Origin of the sequence: Sulfurimonas marina, assembly GCF_014905095.1 — a bacterium.
Classification (GTDB): Bacteria; Campylobacterota; Campylobacteria; order Campylobacterales; family Sulfurimonadaceae; genus Sulfurimonas; species Sulfurimonas marina.
In genome coordinates, this window is record NZ_CP041165.1 from 166,010 (window position 1) to 184,174 (window position 18,165).

Here is an 18,165-nt window from a genome sequence, read left to right on the forward strand (position 1 = left end):
AGAGATGATGGAATTTAAAAGAAACAAATTAGATATTAACGAAAACACTACAAATGAGGCAGAACAAAATTTCAATAAGATTGTAACAAGTTATCAAGCTGCAGTTTTGGAAGATACTCGAGTTGCGGGGGAGATGGTTTTACTTGCAGACAAGGTTGCAAAAGGGCATTATTCATGCCGAATTGATGCTGATACACATACACCGTATGTACATGTTTTAAGAAACAGTATGAATAATATGCTTGATGCTTCAGAAGATAATCTTGATAATGCAATCAACACTTTAAAGCAGTTTGCAAACGGAAATTTTGATGCTAGAAGTCCTGTTAATGTAGAGGCAAAAATGGCAGAGCTTTTAGAAAATGTAAATCTATTGGGAGAAGCTCTTGGAACTATGCGTCAGCAAAATGAAGAGTCTAACCAGCAGATTGTAGAGTCTGCAAATAACTTAAACCACACAATTGAAAATATTACAAACACCACAATTGTAGATTTTAAAAATATGATACATGATATCGTCGATCGCATTCATAATGTATCTGAAAAAGAAAATGAAATGGTTGGCGGTCTTCAGTCTTTGGTTGAAAATGCCAATGAAACTAAAATAATCTTAGAGACAATAGGTGATATAGCCGATCAAACAAATTTACTGGCATTAAATGCCGCTATAGAAGCTGCACGTGCAGGTGAACACGGCCGTGGTTTTGCAGTTGTTGCAGATGAGGTTCGAAAACTGGCTGAGCGAACACAAAAAAGTTTAGCAGAGACTACTGCTACTACAAACGTCTTGATTCAGTCTATCTCTGAGAGTTCAGATTCGCTCAATAAAAATGCAACTCAAGTAAATGAAATTTCTGAAGAAGTAAGTGCAGTTAGTAATCAGATGGATGAGATTATTCAAACTCTTGAAACGTTAACAAAATAATAAACTTGCAGGGGTGCATGAATGAGAGTATTAAACCATTTATACCAAGATAAACTATCTTTGCGTAGTTTTATCGAGAATGAACATATACTTAATAACGATTCTGTACTTATTCAAGTTTTTAGTTCTAATGCTACAGATGAAGAGTTCTTTAGAGTAAGAAGAGAGTTAAAAGAGTTTTTACCGCAATGTGCAATAGTTGGGTCATCTACTGCAGGAATTGTAGAAAATGGAAAAATTGTAGATGATGTTATTAGTATCTCTTTTTCCATATTTGAAAACTCTACTGTCAAAACAAAGAGTTCTTCACATTTAACAGCTGAAAAATTATTAGAGGTTGTTTCAGAGGAACTTATAACTCCTAAAACAAAACTTTTGATCTTTTTTGCAAACACTTTTACACTAGATTCTGAAATGTTTTTAAAATTTGTTACACAAGAATATCCCTCTTTAATCATTGCAGGCGGCAATGGAGCTGATGATTTTAAGTTTGAAGGAGCCAGACTTTTCTCTGATACTTGTGAGTATTGTGATGCTGCTTTTGCGGCGATTGATTCTGATGTTTTGGAAGTGCAAACAGCATCTTTACTAAATTGGCAAAGTATTGGAAAAGAGTTTACAGTTACAAAAGTTGAGAACACACGTCTTTATGAAATTGACAACAAACCTATTTTAGAAGTATATGAACATTATTTCGGAAAAGAAGTGGTAGAACATATATTAAAGTTAGGTACAAAATTTCCTTTAATTTGTAACAAGAACGGCATTGATGTAGCGCGTGCTCCTATTAGTGTACATAAAGACGGTTCTTTAACGCTGGCAGGTAGACTCAAAGAGGGGATGAAGGTAAAGTTTGGCTTTGCAAATGTTCATGATATAGAGGACTATAACAACCATGAACTCTTAGAAAAATATCCATATAAAATGGAAGCTGTCTATATTTACAGTTGTTCTGCACGTAGAAGTATGCTTAACGGATATCTAAACAATGAAATTTCAGCTATTGAAAAAATAGCACCTTCTAGCGGTTTTATAACATACGGAGAGTTTTTTCATGATATAGAGTCAAAAAGCAATTTTCTACTTAACATCACGACTACATTTGTTATGCTCAGTGAAAAAAAACCAAATGAACTGATAGTACAAGAGAGTACATCTAGTGTAAAAGATGAGCAAGAGATAACGTTAAAAGCTCTTACAACATTTATATCTAAAACAAGTAATGAACTAGATGAAAACCTTTTCTATCTAGAACAATTTAAAGAAGCTGTCGATGAGGTTTCAATCTTCTCTGTGACAAATAAGCAGGGGATAATTCAAGATGTTAATAAAAACTTTGAAACCATTTCAGGTTACAAAAGAGAAGAGCTTATTGGTAAACCGCATAACATTGTACGTCATCCGGATATGCCGCATGAAGCATTTGAAGATATGTGGAAAACTATACAATCCGGGAAAATCTGGAAAGGTATGGTTAAAAACAGACGTAAAGATGGAAGACCTTACTATGTTTTAACAGAGATTAGCCCAATTTACCATAAAGACGGCAGTTTTAAAGAGTATATTGGAGTGAGAAACGATATTACGGAGCTTGAAGAGTATAAAGAGATATTAAAAACAGAGCTTAGTACGACTAAAAAATCTCTTGATGACCAAGTTTATTATATAAAACAGTATGAAGAAGCAGTAAACTCAACCATATCTATACTGAAAACAGATGCCAACAATAAGATTACTTATGCGAACCATACATTTTGTAGATTTATGAAGTGTAATTTGTCTGAGCTTTTAGGTAGAGACTGCTCAGAAATACGCCATAAAAGACATTTGGAAGAACAGCTGTGTGCGAAAATTAAACAACGCCTTGAAAATAAAGAGGTACTTAAAGAGACTTTGACCAATATTGCAAAAGACGGGACAGAGTTTACGGTGGAAACTACGATGTATCCTATTTTAGATGCTAAAGGAAATGTAGTTGAGCATCTTCAAGTGATGCATGACATTACCGAGATCATAAAACTCAATGAAGAGATTACCAATACACAAAAAGAAGTAGTTATGACTATGGGTGCCATAGGTGAGACTCGTTCAAAAGAGACCGGATTGCATGTAAAAAGAGTGGCAGAATATTCATACCTTTTAGCAAAACTTGCTGGATTGGACGAGGATGAAGCGATGCTTTTAAAACAGGCATCTCCTATGCATGATATTGGAAAAGTAGGTATTCCAGACAGTATACTCAATAAACCGGGAAGATTTACCGAAGAGGAGTTTGAAGTGATGAAAACGCATACTTCTCTTGGTTATGAGATGTTAAAGCATTCGAACAAAAGAATTTTAAATACTTCATCTATTGTAGCTTATACACATCATGAAAAATATGACGGTACAGGGTATCCAAATGCTTTAAAAGGGGAAGATATCCATATATATGGACGAATTACTGCAGTCGCAGATGTATTTGATGCACTAGGGCATGATCGTGTATATAAAAAAGCTTGGGAGTTAGAGAGGATACTTGAACTTTTTAAAAATGAGAGAGGGAAACATTTTGATCCAAAGTTAGTTGATCTTTTCTTTGAGCATCTTGAGCAGTTTTTAGAAATAAGAAAACAATATGAGAGTGAGTTTTAGATCATAAAAATATATATAAAGAAGAAACATGTTTAATAGTGTAATCTATAAGAGTATTTTTGAAAATGTAGATGTAGGGATGGCGATTGCTGATACATCAGGTCAGTTTATAAAAGTAAATAAGAAACTGTGCGATCTTTTAGAATACACTAAAGAAGAGTTACAAAACAAAACATTTCAAGAGATTACATTTCCCGATGACTTAGAGAATAATCTAAAACATATACAAGAGATACAAAATGGTATCAGAGATTCATTTACAATTGAAAATAGATATATCAATAGAACCGGCAGATTAATTTGGATCGATTTGATAGTGACTGCGATACGTGGAGATGACAAAGATATAAAATACTACATTGGTATTATTAAAAATATTGACGAATTAAAAAAGACGCAGGTATATATTGAAACACAAAAAAATTTAATAGAAGAGCTTTTAGACCAACAACCCAATATGGTTCTTCTTTTAGATACATCAAAAGCACTCTTTATGAATAAGGTGATGCTAGCATACTTTCAATGTGACACGCTGGAGCTGTTTAGACAACGATATAGCTGTGTTTGTAATACTTTTGTACCAAACGAGCACTATTTTCATACCGGAAAAATTAAAGAGAGTAAAAACTGGATAGATACGTTACTTGAGCTTCCTAAACGCGAGCAAATCGTTATGATAGAATCACTTCAAGATCATAAGTGTCGATCTTTTCAGATCTCAATAGGGGAATTTAACGATAAATATATTATTAACTTTACAGATATTAGTGAAAGAATGTTACAACAACATTTTTTAGAAGATAAAGCGATACATGATACATTAACGCAAGCATACAACAGAGAGTATCTTGAACAGAATATACAAAATCTTATCTCTCCAAGTATTCAACTGGCATTTACGATCATAGATATTGATGACTTTAAAAAGATCAATGATACTTACGGGCATGATGTTGGAGACAAAGTCTTAAAAGAATTGGTAGGTGTCATCAACGATTTTTCTCGAAAAGAGGATGTTTTAGTACGATGGGGTGGGGAAGAGTTTTTACTCTTATTAAAAATTGAAGACAAAGTAATACTTCAAAAGGTACTGGAGCATCTACGCAGATCAATAGAACTTCATAAATTCTCTGTTGTAAATAAAGTTACATGTAGTTTCGGAGCAACTTTTCATGATTCTTGTAATACATGGGAACAAACTTTCAAGTTAGCTGATATCGCATTGTATGATGCAAAAACTTCTGGTAAAAATCAGATTGTAATTAAGTAGTTTGATTAAGCACTTAGTGGACAAACTTGAGTGTACAGATATCTTTGCGTGGTAAAGTAATAATAAATTCTGTACCTTCTGGGGTAGTATTGAAGTTTATGGAGCCTTCAAACTCTGTTTCTATAAGAAGTTTAGCTATGTACAGACCTATACCAAATCCCTCTCCCGTAATTTTTGTAGAGAAGTTTTGCTCAAACACCATATCTGCAATAGCTTCCGGTATACCGCCTGCATTATCCCTTACTTTTATAGTACAGTTTTTATCATTACAACTACTCTCTAAAAAAATAGTTTTATTATCTTTGCTTTGCTCTTTATAAGCATCTGCAGCATTGTTTAAAAGATTTAGTAATACTTCATGCAGATCACTCGAAAATCCATAAACCTGTATATCTTCTTCCATACAACTTATCTGCAGCTCTATGGTTTTATTTTTGCTAGCCTTTGTAAAATCATCATATATAGAATCAAAAAGTTTATTTAAAGAGAAAAGACGTTTGTGAGATTCTGAGCTTCCTAAGTGCAAAATACTTTTGAGTATAATGGACATTCTTTGTACTTGTTCCTCTATACGTTTTGTGCTCTCAAGAACCTTTTTAGAGTCAACCTGTTCCTCTAAACTTGCCTGCACATTTAGGTTGATCGCTTCCATACTAATAAGATTTAAAGGTTGTCTCCACTGATGAGCAATAACTTTTAAAGTTTCTATTGTTTGTGATCTTTTATCATTCATATGTTTCTACCTTGTATGGAGCACAAACTTGATACCCTTGAATATAATCAATAGATGTTGTTTCCATAAAATCTAAAAGTTCTTTATCTGATATGTGTGTTGCAATTGCTTTAGCACCTATGAGATGTATAACCTCAATAATCTTCTCTATATTTTGATGACGATTACGTAGCATACCTTTTTTTAGTAACTTAGGATCTAGTTTAATGTATTGTGGCTGAAATTCTAAAATTGCCATAAGATTGTAGCTATTTAAACCAAAGTTATTTAAAACAAATTGGAAACCGTTCCTTTTAAGCTCATGTAATAGTGAAAAACCTTTACTTGTTTCATTGTCTGTAAAGTCTGTTTGAGAAATTTCAAAGGCAATACGCGATGGTTCTACACCATATTTTGAAGACCAAAAAAGGATGTAGGGTAAAAGAGACTCATCATAAAAATCTTCATTGGCTAGGTAGATAGTAAATAGTGCTTCATTATGTTCACTCTTTGTGCTCAAAGCGAAAGTACTTTTGATCATAGAACGTGTAATCATTGACATCTGATGTGCATTTTGAGCAATGTTTAAAAAGGTTTCAGGTGAGTAAACCTTCTCCTCCTGCATAATACGTACATAGCTACTAAATAGTTCTACTTCCTGTGTTTTTATATCTACAACAGGTTGAATATAAGGTATAACTGCATCATCTTCAATCGCTTTATAGATCATTTTCATAATATCACGACCATGAGTAATGCTTAGATCTTTATCGTACTCCTCTTGTGTATATGAAGCTACAAAACCGTTACCGCTTTCACTTGATTTTTCAAGAGCTTGCTTGGCATTCTGCAAAAGGTTTTTCTCCCCTTGCGCTATTCCTATACTTAAAGTGGAGTTAATAATTATTCCGTTTTCAGATATATGGAAATAGCGTGCAATAGAGACCATCTCTTGTGCAAGTTTTTTTGCATAATTTAAACTGTTGTTTTTCAAAACAATCACGAGTTCATCTAGACTTAAACGATAAAACAGTGCATCGCTGTCAAGTTGTATATTCTCTAATAAAAGAGCAAGCTCTTTAAGATATTGATCTGCATACTCATTACCAATTAAATGATAGATGTTTGAAAGGTAATTAACTTTAATACGTAACAAAAGGGTATGTGTATTTAACTTATGTGTTAACAACTCTTCAAGCTTTTCTTTAGTGCCCCAATGTGTTACGCTATCAACCGTCTCTCTTTTTTCTAAAGAGGTGTTTTGTTCAAATAAAATTTTTTCAAGATGTTCAAACAGTTTGGGCATAGCCACAGGTTTTAAAATATAGCCTTTTACATCTAGAGAGATCGCTTCAGTTATAAATTCAGATGCATCGTGTGCAGAGATGATTAAAATAGCCTGTTCTTTTGCAAGCTCTCTAATCTCTTTAATAAGTGTCAAACCACCTTTTTTTGGAAGTTCAAGGTCAGTTACAACGAGAGTAAAAGGTTCTGATTTTTCAAGTGACTCTTTATAGAGCTTTAACGCTTCTTCGCCGTCATGTGTAATGACACAATGTTCAAAAAACATCTTCAGTATACGACCTAAAGAGTTGGCAAGTTCATGATCATCATCCACTATAAGTACAGATCTTTGTTCACTTCCCTCTTTGAGTTTTTGAATCAAGTTAGACATCATCACCCTTTTTCATTATATATCCAAACCCTCTTACATTTTCAATGATATCTACATGTAGTTTTGAACGTAAACGATTCACCAGAGAACGAATAGTAGAATTTTCTACATTCTCTCCGTCCCATATAAAAGAGCGAATACTCTCATCAGGGATAATCTGCCCTCTATTGCTAATAAAAAGTACTAAAAGTGCATATTCCCTTTTTGTAAATTTTTGTACTTCACTTTTATAGTATAAAAGATTTGTCTGTGTGTCGAAAGTGTAATCTTTGGAGAGCTTTACAACAGCCGATTGTTCCACCTCTTTTTTTGCCAATACCTGAGATGTAAGGCGGTCTATACGTAACTCTAGCTCTTTGAGATTAAAAGGTTTTTTCAAATAATCACTACATCCCAAGTCAAATGCTTCTGTAATAGAGTCTATATCGTGATACGCACTTATAATAATCTTTGGTGTGTTTGGATGAAGCTGTGAAATCTCTTTAAGACACTCCAATCCACTCATCAGAGGTGTATTAATATCTAATACGTAAAAATCGTATTCTTGCGATTTTACAGCCTCCATCACATCTATACCGTTATCAAAATGGTCTACAAAGTACCCTTTATTCAAAAGATAGGTACGAATTGATCGAGAGAGCATATACTCATCTTCAAGTAATAATATTTTCATTATTTCTCCATCTTTATCTTTTGTATTTTAGGAGAGTTCTGTTGCAATTGTGTCGCATCGTGAAATATATATCGAAAAGAGGTCCCTCTTTGTTTTGTTGAACTTATTTGAACTTCCACATTTTCCTCTTGGCAAATTTGTGCAACAATATGAAGTCCAAGCCCATAGCCTCCATTATATTTGCTCTCTCGATGAAAACGTTCAAAAATCTTCTCTTTATCTTGAATGACAGGGCCTTCATTATGTACTTCAAAAAATATTTTTGAATTGGTTAAGCCAACAGTTATAGTCACTTCACCGGGTCTGTAGGAGTACTTAATTGCATTTGAAAGAGTATTGTCAATCAGACGTGCAAGTTTAGGCTCTGAAAAGAAAAGAGTAGGTAGAGTTCTCTGTCCTAAAAACATAGATATTTGCAAATTGTTCACTGCTGCAATACACTGAAAATAGTTCTTGCGCTCTGTAATGAAAGAGATAAGATCAATATCTGATTTCATCTCTTTCATACGATCTTTTTTCATCAAGTAGGTCATATCTTCATAACTGTTTTGAATAATGCGGCTTCCTGCTTCTATTGCATCAATAGATTCATTTTCAATATTTTGCATACGTAAAAGATCGATATTTGTAATAATAACTGCTAAAGGGGTATGTATTTCGTGTATAGCATTTTTTACAAACTGGTCCTGCTCTTCTAAAAGTTGTAATGCATACTTTCGAGACTTTTCTAAGAGTTGGCTCTGATGCTTAAGCTCATTATCGTAATCAATTTTTTGCAACAACGCTATAAGAGCTTCAAAAAGTTCATTATCTTCCAATGGTTTTAGTACAAACCTATCTATTCCACAACGAATAGAGTCCACAAATACTTCTCGTTTTTCAGTTCCGGAGATTGCAAGAATTTTTTGTTGAGGGTTTTGTTTCTTGACTTTACATGCAAACTCTACACCGCTCTCTCCGCCGAGGTTGATATCTGTAATAATTAGAAGATTGTTTTCTTTGTTTTCATTGAAAATAGCAAGTGCTTCTTCAACTTTTTGTGCACTCAGTACACTCTCAAAAAAGTGACTTAACAAACGTTCGAGGCTTTCTATAATGAGAGAGTCGTCTTCTACAATCAAAATACTTTTGTTATAAGCAAGTCTTCGTAAAAGCTCTACGGTATGTTTCATATGCTGCTGCTTTAGATTCTTTTTTTTATTATATCTTATCTTCAGTGATCTTGTAAATTCGTTTCATCGAGTCTTGAAAAGGGAGCGGTTCACTAAAAAAATACCCTTGTGATTCATCGATACCGATAGCATTAATATAACTACTTATTTCAGCCTTGGAAACAAACTCAGCAATCGTTTTTATATTCATTTTTGAAGCAAAATCGTAAAGCATCTGTACAACTGCCTGTGAATAATGGTTTGTGTGAATATCCTTGATTAAAGAACCATCTATTTTAATATAATCAACATATAAATGTGCTAGATGTTCAAAGTTGGAATAACCGCTTCCAAAATCATCAATAGCAACTTTTGCACCCAGAGTGTGCATCTCTTGAATAAACTCGACCAATACAGCATAGGAATCTATCTCATCACTCTCTAAAATTTCAAACACAATACGAGAAGGTTGGGGAAACTGAATTAAACTTTCACGAATTAAATAACGTAGCTCTTTATTTTTAATATCTTCGAGTGAAAGATTGATACTTACCATACACTCAGAGTCACGAAAGTCCCTTAAAGCAGATAGGAAAACACTTTTTGTAATGAGTGCATACATTTTCGTTTCTTTTGCAACAGGGAGGAAAATACCGGGAGAGATCACCTCTCCATCTTCTGAAACCATTCTTACAAGAGCCTCATATTTATAAATAGTACCGTTATTATTATCTATGATAGGTTGATAGTAGTTGATAATTCGGTTCTCTTCATACGCCTTGATAAGTTTGTTTTTACACTGGATCCTTTTTTTGTAGTTGAGTTCCTCTTTCTCATCATTTTCATATAAAATAATTCTATTGAGTTCTTCTGCTCTACGTAGTGCTTTATCAAGGTTTGATAATGAGGGTTTTGTATTTTTACTTAATACGGCTGCATCCATTTCAAGCAGAACATGCTCCTCTGTGATATCCATTTTTGTACTCTCAAAAAGATGTTGTATTTCATCTATAAGTTCATAGAGTTTTTGTACATTTGAGCTGCTTGAAATAACAAAATGGGAGCCTGAAACACGGTAGAACTCTATCTCATACTCTCTATATTTTTCTTGAAGTTCTGTACGTAAAAACTGAGCTATCTGCTGCAGTATAAAATCGCCTGAAGCATAGCCGTAAAAATCATTAATACTTTTAAATTTTCTTACCTTTACAATAGCAAGTGCTCTGTTCATAGTATCAAAATCTTCCTGTTGCAGTTTCGCTAAAGAGTAAAACTGTGTTACTTTATCAATGGTAAAAGAGGAGATGAGCTCTTGTGTTTTCTCCTCTACAATCTTCTCTAAGCACTCTTTATATTTTCTGTTTTCATTCTCTGTATTTATTATTGAAACAATTTTATAAAGCAGATCTATAGCAACAGCACGATCGAGGGGTTTAAAAAGATAACCGTCTACCTGTAGTGATATTGACTGATGTAAAACTTCAGAATCTTTATGTGCCGAAACGAGTATCACCTTTTGTGTAGGAAAAACTTGTTTAATTTTCTGTACCATTTCAATACCGTTGAGGTAGGGCATCTCTATATCGCTAATAATAAGATCAAACTTTTTTTTCGTTGCAGCCTCTACACCTTCTAGTCCATTATTACAATATTCTATATTTTCAAAAAAGCGTTCTAAAAAGTTTATATATGCTTTTTGGATATTAAGATCATCTTCCACATATAAGACACTTAAACCCTTCGCTTCTTTTTGAAGACGTATAACTGCTTCTGCTAAAGGTACTGTATTAATAGACACTTTTTTTCTCCTCTATAGATCTAAAACGGATATGAAATATGCTTTCTTGCATATCACTAGATACAAGTATGCTCCCTCCAAGATGTTTCTCTAATATCATCGCTGACATATATAAACCTAATCCTGTCCCGTTTTTTTCATGTTTTGTACTAAAATACGGATCGAAAATTTTATTGATAATATCGGGAGAAATCCCACCGGCATTATCGTGAACGAAAATACTCACATCACCTCTTGCTAACTGTTTTACAGTTACCTTTATAAAGGCATTATCTGTTATGTTTCCGGAAAATGCATCTTTAGCATTAGTAAGAACATTTAAAAGAACTTGAATAAGCTCATTTTTAAAAGTGGTGACTTGAATATTTTTTTCCCCTTCGAAAATAAGCTCAATATTGTGTGTTTCGAAACTTTTCCCTAACATCGTTTTTAGTTCATTGCAAATTGTTTCAAAACTAATTGTCTGGGCAAGTTTATTTGGTTTAAAAAAGTTTCTGAAGTCATCAATAGTGCGTGAGAGGTAGTGTACTTGTTTATCGACAGCTTCAAGCTCTTTAATAGCTCTTTCTTTATCAAAATTATCAAGATGCAAATCTATAACCATATTATTGGTCACCATCCCTATGATAGTGATAGGTTGTCTCCATTGGTGTGCGATCATTCCGATCATCTCACCCATAATTGCCATACGGGACTGAGAGATGATTAATTTTTCGTTAAAAGCATTTTTGTTTTTTTCTTCAGAGATTTGTGCTTTAAGATTTTGATTGAGCTTTTGGACCTTTTCTACATTGTAACACGCTTCAATTGCATTGGTAATCTTTGTACTAAAGTTCACAAACATCTCTCCAAGAGCCTCAATGTCATTGTTTTGATTAAAAGCGAACAGAAAATGGCCGTCGTGAATAAATAGATCAAGTAGTTTACTTGAGTTATCAAGTGTATGAATCATAAAACTATCTTTTTTGCTTAAAAGTTTTAGAGGTACAGGAAAGTCACTGCCAATGTGAATGATATTTTTAGAGTATGCAGGATTTAGATTGATATATTTGCCGCCTATAGCACTGGTTTGGTTAACAAAAGTTCCTATAATATCTTCAAGCATCTCCTCAAGATTAAGAGAGTTCCCTATAGAGTTAATACATTCATATGCAATGGAGAGTTCTTTCATTATATATTGTTCTCCATCATATTAGTTTGATTGCATAGTTCAATATAGCGGTTTGAATTGTTTGTAAGTTCACCTAAACTCAAAAGACGACAAAGGGTATGAGCATCACTCATCTTCTTGATAGAATGTAGTCTCTTAGTAAAATGATCTTCTAAAAATAACACTCTTGAAATATAATCAATAATAAAAAATTCTCTTGGCTTATCAAGAGTATCTTGTGGTGTTTCAATAAGAGGTGTTTCTTCATCTTTTAAAAGATAAACAATAGTATTTTCTTCAATACATCCTACTAATAGAAGATCATTTTCATTGTGATAAGTTTCAATACCGAGTGGGTATTTTTTTACTATGTCAAAAATAGTTTGTTTTTGATTTAAGGTAAGGCGTCCTTTACCCCCTCCAAAAATAGTGACATTATGATCCATTGCAACAAAAAACTTTTCTAAAAAAGAGTTGATATACTTTGAAAAACCATCCATAAACAAGGGATAAGAGTTATTAGAGCTTTTTAAAACATTATACGATGCTCTTTGCATGGCAGCAACTATTGTTATTTGTGTTTTATCTTTTAAACTAATAGCAAGTATCCCTGTTTTGTAATGTATATTCTCAAAAATGATTTCAGGAAAAACTGCTCCGTATATCGAAAGCTTTGTAACTTGAAGCTTCTTAATTTCATGGGAGCTTCCCTCGGCGAGAAAAAGAACTATCTGAGCATCATTATCTTTATTCTCTTCATAAAAAAGATCAAAGTTCTCATAAAATTTAGGGTACTTCATTTTGTCCTCTTACTTTACGAAACCAAACTATCTACAAGTTCCAATGAAGAACTAATCTCATTGGATATATCTTCAAGAACTTTGATAAATGCTTTGTCCAATTTATGAATATCATGGAAACTTTGAGATACAAAAACACCCTTTCTTAATTGCTCTAAATGATCAAAAAGCAGGACAAAAGAGGAGATAGAAAACTCAATGTTTAAAGATGCACTCAGCTCTGCCAGTTCTCCTGCTAAAGAGCAAAGTTCAGCCTGCAGATAAGCAAATTCTCCATACGGTTCAAGGTGTTTGCAGTATTGTTGCAGCAGATGAACAATAGTACCTATACTTTCACTATTAATACTTTTATGCTCTTGGAGTAAAAATGTATTAAAATGCTCTTCAAGTATTTCAAATTCTTCATTCAAATAGGAGATCTCATGAATATAAAGCTTTGCAAAATCTTCTGCACTCATAAGCTCCTTCGCTATATCTTCAGTGCAGTTTTGCTCTTTCACTTCCAGTTTAAGCTGATTCATCTCATTGAGTGTCTCCTCAAGCTCAGAATCTCTTTGAAGTAGTTCTGCATGACTCTCTTCAAGCATCTTCATATAGTGTTTTAATGCTTTACGATTGTAGATTATTTCAGTCGTTTTATGGAGTTTTTCCATCACAACATCTATGTTAACAGGTTTGGGTAAGAAGCCGTCAATTCCCATATTAATAAGCTGTAAAAGATTTTCATTGTCTGAATATCCGGAAAGAACTAAAATAAGCTGCTCAGAATCCTCTTTTCTTATGTTTTCTATTAGTGAAAAACCATCTAAAAGCGGCATAACCAAATCAGTTATAATCAAATCATAATCTCTTTCCGAAATACGGTTAAGTGCTTCTATCCCGTTAGAGGCAATATCTACTCTGTTAAAAAACTTTTTTAACAGGTTTACAAGTTGTGACAATAAAACTTCGTCATCCTCTACAACTAAAATATCTATCTCTTTGCCTTTCTCTTTTAAGTTTTTTGTTCTTATATGTACCTGTTGGTCACATTTCACTTTTGTTTTCCTTTTTTTTAATTACTTTGTTTTTAACTTTTTCTCCCTCAATGAGTGTTTGTAGTTCTTTATACTCAGTTTCTACAGGAGTCAGTTTCTTTATTGTGTTTGCGGTATGTTGTAAAAAAGTGCAAACTTGATCATACATTTCATCCCAACCAAAATATTCATGGTATTTGTCTAAAAACTTTTTTTCAGATTCTTTCGGTGAGAAATGTTTGATTTCATGAAGAAGAGCAATCTTTAAAATATCCAGATTTTTTTCTTTAAAATGTTCTACTTTAAAATAGTCCCCTAAAATTATTTTGCATGCAGCAACATCACCTTTAAGCGCTTGAACTTTTGCCAAGCTATATTTATTCTGGTAGTTTTGCAGTTGTTGCTGGAACGCTTTTGTTGTTCGAAATGCAGGATTTTTTTCGGCAAGATCAAATACTTTTAAAACATCATCTTTCTTTGATGCTTGTTCAAGAGTCATAAAATGGGTAATCTGCTCTTTAAAATCTAAGCCTGTCTTTTCAAACGGTTTAATTTTTGAAAGCATCACCGCATATTTTGTAGCCTCTTCAATATGATCACTTTGCATCATCAGTAAGATCTTGTCAATAAGGGCCTCTCCGTAACTCATTACACGTCGGTAAAGACGTGTTTGTTTAAAGGACGGAAACTTAGTTGCCAAATCTAACATAGTGGTATAATTTTTTGCCTGTACTGCTTTTTTAAAATCAACATATACTCGTTTTAAAGTCTCTTCATTGGTCAATATTTTATAAATACAAGCTGTACAATTATGTGTTTTTTCTTCTCTGTAAGTAGTAAACTTATTTGGATCTTTTTCTAAAAGTTCTATCTCTTCACTAACGTTACGATGGCAAATCGTACGAAACTCGCTAAATTCTCGCAGTTGTCTGAGTACCGGAAACTTATAGGTATTTTCACATGCTCCGTCAAAATTACCGCATTCAACCTCTTGCATAAAGGAGACAATCTCATTTGATTGATATATAAATGTTAGAAGTTCCTGTTTTTTCGTATCGTTTTCAATAATAAAAGAGATAAGGGCATCATACCCCAGTGCCTGCTCATCACTCTGAGCTTTAAAAGAGAATATCTCTTTATATTTCTCATTAATTAAGGCACAAACTTCTGGATTGATAAAAAGAAGAGGGTACATATAACAAAGTTCAGCCAGTATCCCAATCCGATTTTCGTCAAGAGCTTGTTGAGCCTTTTGAATCTCCTCTTGTATATTGAGTATTATGCAGTTGCCGTCTGAAAAACCTACTAATACACACTCGTTAGTTGCATATATAGAAGTAACGCCCCAGTAGTCAAAATGAAGTGTACCGAGTTTATTCCCTCGTGAAGTTGTATATATATCTATCTGGGAACCTCTTGTCCCGACAAGTACAACCTCCTTGTTCTGTGTGTGGGCCAAAGTACTAGGCCACTGTGAGCGGGGAGCTGCACTATACATTTTTTTGTGTACGAGAGAGTAGAGTGTAACATTCCCTTTACGTGAAAATGTAAGTAAGGTTGTATTTTCTTTCGAAAAACTCAAGACCTCTACTATCTCATCAAATGTAATTGTTTCTAAAAGTTTTTGGGTCTCTACAGAGAAAATATACACTTTTTTATTGTGTGCAGCTATGGCAATTTTTGAATCATCATCAGAAAACGTAACAGTGCGTAATTCATCAGGAATATTTAGTTGTGCCATAACAGCTAATGTATCTGTATTGTAAATAGTGATATTGCCAACACTGTTAGAGATGATAAAATACTCCGATGTTTGATTAAAGAGTGCAAAATTTGGTGCTTTTGAATAGGGAATATTTGCTTTGAGTTTTTTATTTTGCATATCAATGAGAAGTATTCTATTCTTTTTTGTATCACACAAAAGTGCATAAGCACCATCATGTGACAGAGTGATATTGTGGCTGTACCTATTGATATAGGTTGCAAACCCCTGCAGTTTTGAATGAGATTCAAAAAGTGCATTTTTATCATAAGTATAGAATGTAGGAGTAGAATCGATTATAACAAAAGTTTGACCTGTATATGCAGATGCAACGACACTTCTACATAGATGTAATGATAACTCTTTCATAAATCAACCTCCCTTCTCAGCAGAAAATTATCGCATAGTAGTGTGGCAAGTTTGTTGCAATTATTTTTGTTACTTAGTTAGTATTTCTTATATGTTTTTGAAATCGCTTCATGAAGCATATCATCCATCATGTGAAAGAGCTGATTTGAAGCATCCTCCATCTCCTCAAAAGTTTGGAGCAGTACTTCCTCATGTTTAAGAAGATTTTCCTCTTTATTATCAAAAAGTTTCATTGCATATGTTGCTGAATCATGTACTTTTTGATGCGGTTGAGGCAGATGCTTGTAAGCCTGAGTCATTCCCAGCTGTTCTTTTCCTTTTCCACGTTCATACCAAACTCCTAGACGACAATTATGGTGGTCCGTAAACTCATCAAGTATCTTTCTCTGATAAATAGAGTTGTATGCTTTATCTTTGAACAGAATATGATCAATCTTTGCAAGAGTTACAAAAGAGGATTTTTCAATACTTAAAACAAGTTCCGCTGTTCGGTTTGCATCATCGTTAAAACTATAGATAGACTTTGTAAAATCTTGGATCATTGTATTTGACCCTATTGAGAGTTCGCTCATAGATTCTGAATAATCGCAAATAGATGCTGTTTCTTGTTGCAGTACACCAATAGCGACAGAGATCTCTGTAGTAGCTGCCTGTGTTTTTTCTGCAAGTTTTCTTACATTATCGGCTACGACTGCAAAACCTCTCCCATGTTCTCCTGCCCGTGCTGCTTCTATAGCAGCATTTAGGGCTAAAAGGTTCGTTTGTTCAGCAATATCTTTAATAAGATTAACAACAGAATTGATATCGTTGGCACGAACACCGAGTGCATTGATGGCATCGTTAGATGTATTTACAAGTTCTGTTAGTTCACTTAAGTTTTGAGTGACTTTGTTAAGACCTTCAACTGTTTGACTCGATTTATATGCCGTTTCTTTAGATATATCGGTGATGTATGAGAGTTCTTCTAATGAGTTTGATAGACTTTTTTGAATCACATCCAAACCGCCAGTTGAACGACCGATTTCGGATAGATTCGCATCTATTTGTGAATATTCCAGAGCATCATGATTCTCTTTCATTTTTGCTGTACTTGCATTAATCTTCTCAGCCGATTTTTTATATAATCCTTTGAGTCCGTAAGTTTGGACTAAACGGTAGTATTTATCTTCTGAGAGGGCATCAATTACCGCAAAAGTATCACGCATATATACCTCAAGCTGATCAAGCATATTATTTGAACTTGTACATAAGGCTTTAAGTTCTCCTTTTGCATCAATAGAGGTAAGACGCGATTCTAGCTTTCCAAGTTCCACCTCTTGCATCATTGCAGATACGTTTTCAACCACTTTTTTTGTTTTTCTAATATTGGTAAAAATAACCCATGCAATGAGAAAGTTCAAAATATTAAAAAGCTCTATCCAATGAAAGCCGTTAGAAATAATTGCATATAAAAGTGTCAGTGAAAAAATAGCAATTGAGACAATATTTAAATATTGAATTTTAGAAAGAGAAGATAAATTCTTCATACGAAACTCCTTTCTCTTTTAACAATGTTTGCAATACTTTTCTTGAACTCTCTAAACCCCCGGACTTTTCGGCTATTAGGAGTTTTTTATAAAGAGGCTTTATAAATTCCAAAGAAGCTTTTTTTGGGCTTCTGCGCGCTGAGTGGTAGCCTATGATAGTATCGTGTTCATCTATACTAGCCGTAACATGTGCAAAAACCCAATAAAAATCTTTCTCTTTTGTTTGGTTAATGACATAAGCAAAAACCTCTTTTTTTTGTTGAATGTTTTTCCATAAATATTCAAATATTACTGCGGGCATCTGTGGATGTCTTAGGATATTATGCGGTTTACCTAAAAGCTCTTCTTCTGAATAACCGCTCATTTTTACAAAGAGATCATTTCCATAGGTTATGCGTCCTTTGGTATCTGTTTTTGAAACAATGAACTCATCTTCACTAAATGTCAGTTCTTTCCCTGCCACGTTACTTTCCTTGCTATTAAAAAAAATTATAGGTAGAAGTATGTCGACTTAGTGTTGCAGATCTGTTGCAGTCTTTTAGATTATCTATAGTATAAATTTATATTTATGTAGTAAAAATATGTTCTATAACATTTTGTGTTAATAAAAAGTAAAGTTAGTTTTAGAAATAATTTAGATATACAGGATAAAAGCTTATCACAGGAGTTTATATGAAAAGAGCTGCTTTTAATATATTAGAGTT

Annotated in this window: 14 protein-coding genes; 3 read left to right on the top strand and 11 right to left on the bottom strand. The window is 33.5% G+C overall.

Annotated features, from left to right (window positions below; genetic code table 11):
* Positions 1-502: 502 nt before the first annotated feature.
* The 3 genes from FJR03_RS11855 to FJR03_RS00870 are packed head-to-tail and all read left to right on the top strand — an operon-like array spanning position 503 to position 4,829.
* Complete coding sequence (locus FJR03_RS11855) at positions 503-925, top strand: methyl-accepting chemotaxis protein (protein WP_430739138.1); 423 nt, start codon at positions 503-505, stop codon at positions 923-925.
* Between the two features lie 21 nt (positions 926-946).
* The gene (locus FJR03_RS11785) at positions 947-3,559 is read left to right on the top strand and encodes a PAS domain S-box protein (protein ID WP_193113794.1); all 2,613 of its coding nucleotides are present in this window, start codon (positions 947-949) and stop codon (positions 3,557-3,559) included.
* A gap of 28 nt (positions 3,560-3,587) precedes the next feature.
* Positions 3,588-4,829 carry a GGDEF domain-containing protein gene (locus FJR03_RS00870; protein ID WP_193113795.1) on the top strand — a complete coding sequence of 414 codons (1,242 nt, stop codon included), beginning with the start codon at positions 3,588-3,590 and terminating at the stop codon, positions 4,827-4,829.
* A gap of 13 nt (positions 4,830-4,842) precedes the next feature.
* Here the strand turns inward: FJR03_RS00870 and FJR03_RS00875 are convergent, their stop codons facing one another.
* The 11 genes from FJR03_RS00875 to FJR03_RS00925 all read right to left on the bottom strand — a co-directional run bounded on the left by FJR03_RS00875 (position 4,843) and on the right by FJR03_RS00925 (position 17,924).
* Positions 4,843-5,562 carry a sensor histidine kinase gene (locus FJR03_RS00875; RefSeq protein ID WP_193113796.1) on the bottom strand — a complete coding sequence of 240 codons (720 nt, stop codon included), beginning with the start codon at positions 5,560-5,562 and terminating at the stop codon, positions 4,843-4,845.
* Positions 5,555-7,216, bottom strand: a complete 1,662-nt coding sequence (locus tag FJR03_RS00880) for an EAL domain-containing response regulator (RefSeq protein ID WP_193113797.1) — start codon at positions 7,214-7,216, stop codon at positions 5,555-5,557. The genes FJR03_RS00875 and FJR03_RS00880 overlap by 8 nt, the downstream gene beginning before the upstream one ends.
* A complete protein-coding gene (locus FJR03_RS00885) occupies positions 7,209-7,889 on the bottom strand; it encodes a response regulator transcription factor (protein ID WP_193113798.1) in 681 nt (226 codons plus the stop codon). The genes FJR03_RS00880 and FJR03_RS00885 overlap by 8 nt, the downstream gene beginning before the upstream one ends.
* Positions 7,889-9,061: an ATP-binding response regulator gene (locus tag FJR03_RS00890; protein WP_193113799.1), complete on the bottom strand. Its 1,173-nt coding sequence runs from the start codon at positions 9,059-9,061 to the stop codon at positions 7,889-7,891. Before FJR03_RS00890 ends, FJR03_RS00885 begins: the two co-directional genes overlap by 1 nt.
* Before the next feature lie 28 nt (positions 9,062-9,089).
* Positions 9,090-10,838 (bottom strand): EAL domain-containing response regulator, encoded by a 1,749-nt coding sequence (locus FJR03_RS00895; protein WP_193113800.1) that lies wholly within the window; start codon positions 10,836-10,838, stop codon positions 9,090-9,092.
* Positions 10,828-12,009 (bottom strand): sensor histidine kinase, encoded by a 1,182-nt coding sequence (locus FJR03_RS00900; protein WP_193113801.1) that lies wholly within the window; start codon positions 12,007-12,009, stop codon positions 10,828-10,830. Before FJR03_RS00900 ends, FJR03_RS00895 begins: the two co-directional genes overlap by 11 nt.
* On the bottom strand, positions 12,009-12,788 hold the full coding sequence (locus FJR03_RS00905; protein ID WP_193113802.1) for a hypothetical protein: 780 nt from the start codon (positions 12,786-12,788) through the stop codon (positions 12,009-12,011). Before FJR03_RS00905 ends, FJR03_RS00900 begins: the two co-directional genes overlap by 1 nt.
* A 14-nt stretch (positions 12,789-12,802) precedes the next feature.
* On the bottom strand, positions 12,803-13,825 hold the full coding sequence (locus FJR03_RS00910) for a response regulator (protein ID WP_193113803.1): 1,023 nt from the start codon (positions 13,823-13,825) through the stop codon (positions 12,803-12,805).
* Complete coding sequence (locus FJR03_RS00915) at positions 13,815-15,935, bottom strand: YncE family protein (RefSeq protein WP_193113804.1); 2,121 nt, start codon at positions 15,933-15,935, stop codon at positions 13,815-13,817. Before FJR03_RS00915 ends, FJR03_RS00910 begins: the two co-directional genes overlap by 11 nt.
* Before the next feature lie 77 nt (positions 15,936-16,012).
* Positions 16,013-17,461 carry a methyl-accepting chemotaxis protein gene (locus tag FJR03_RS11790; protein ID WP_193113805.1) on the bottom strand — a complete coding sequence of 483 codons (1,449 nt, stop codon included), beginning with the start codon at positions 17,459-17,461 and terminating at the stop codon, positions 16,013-16,015.
* Positions 17,436-17,924 carry a PAS domain-containing protein gene (locus FJR03_RS00925; protein WP_193113806.1) on the bottom strand — a complete coding sequence of 163 codons (489 nt, stop codon included), beginning with the start codon at positions 17,922-17,924 and terminating at the stop codon, positions 17,436-17,438. The genes FJR03_RS11790 and FJR03_RS00925 overlap by 26 nt, the downstream gene beginning before the upstream one ends.
* Positions 17,925-18,165: the final 241 nt, after the last annotated feature.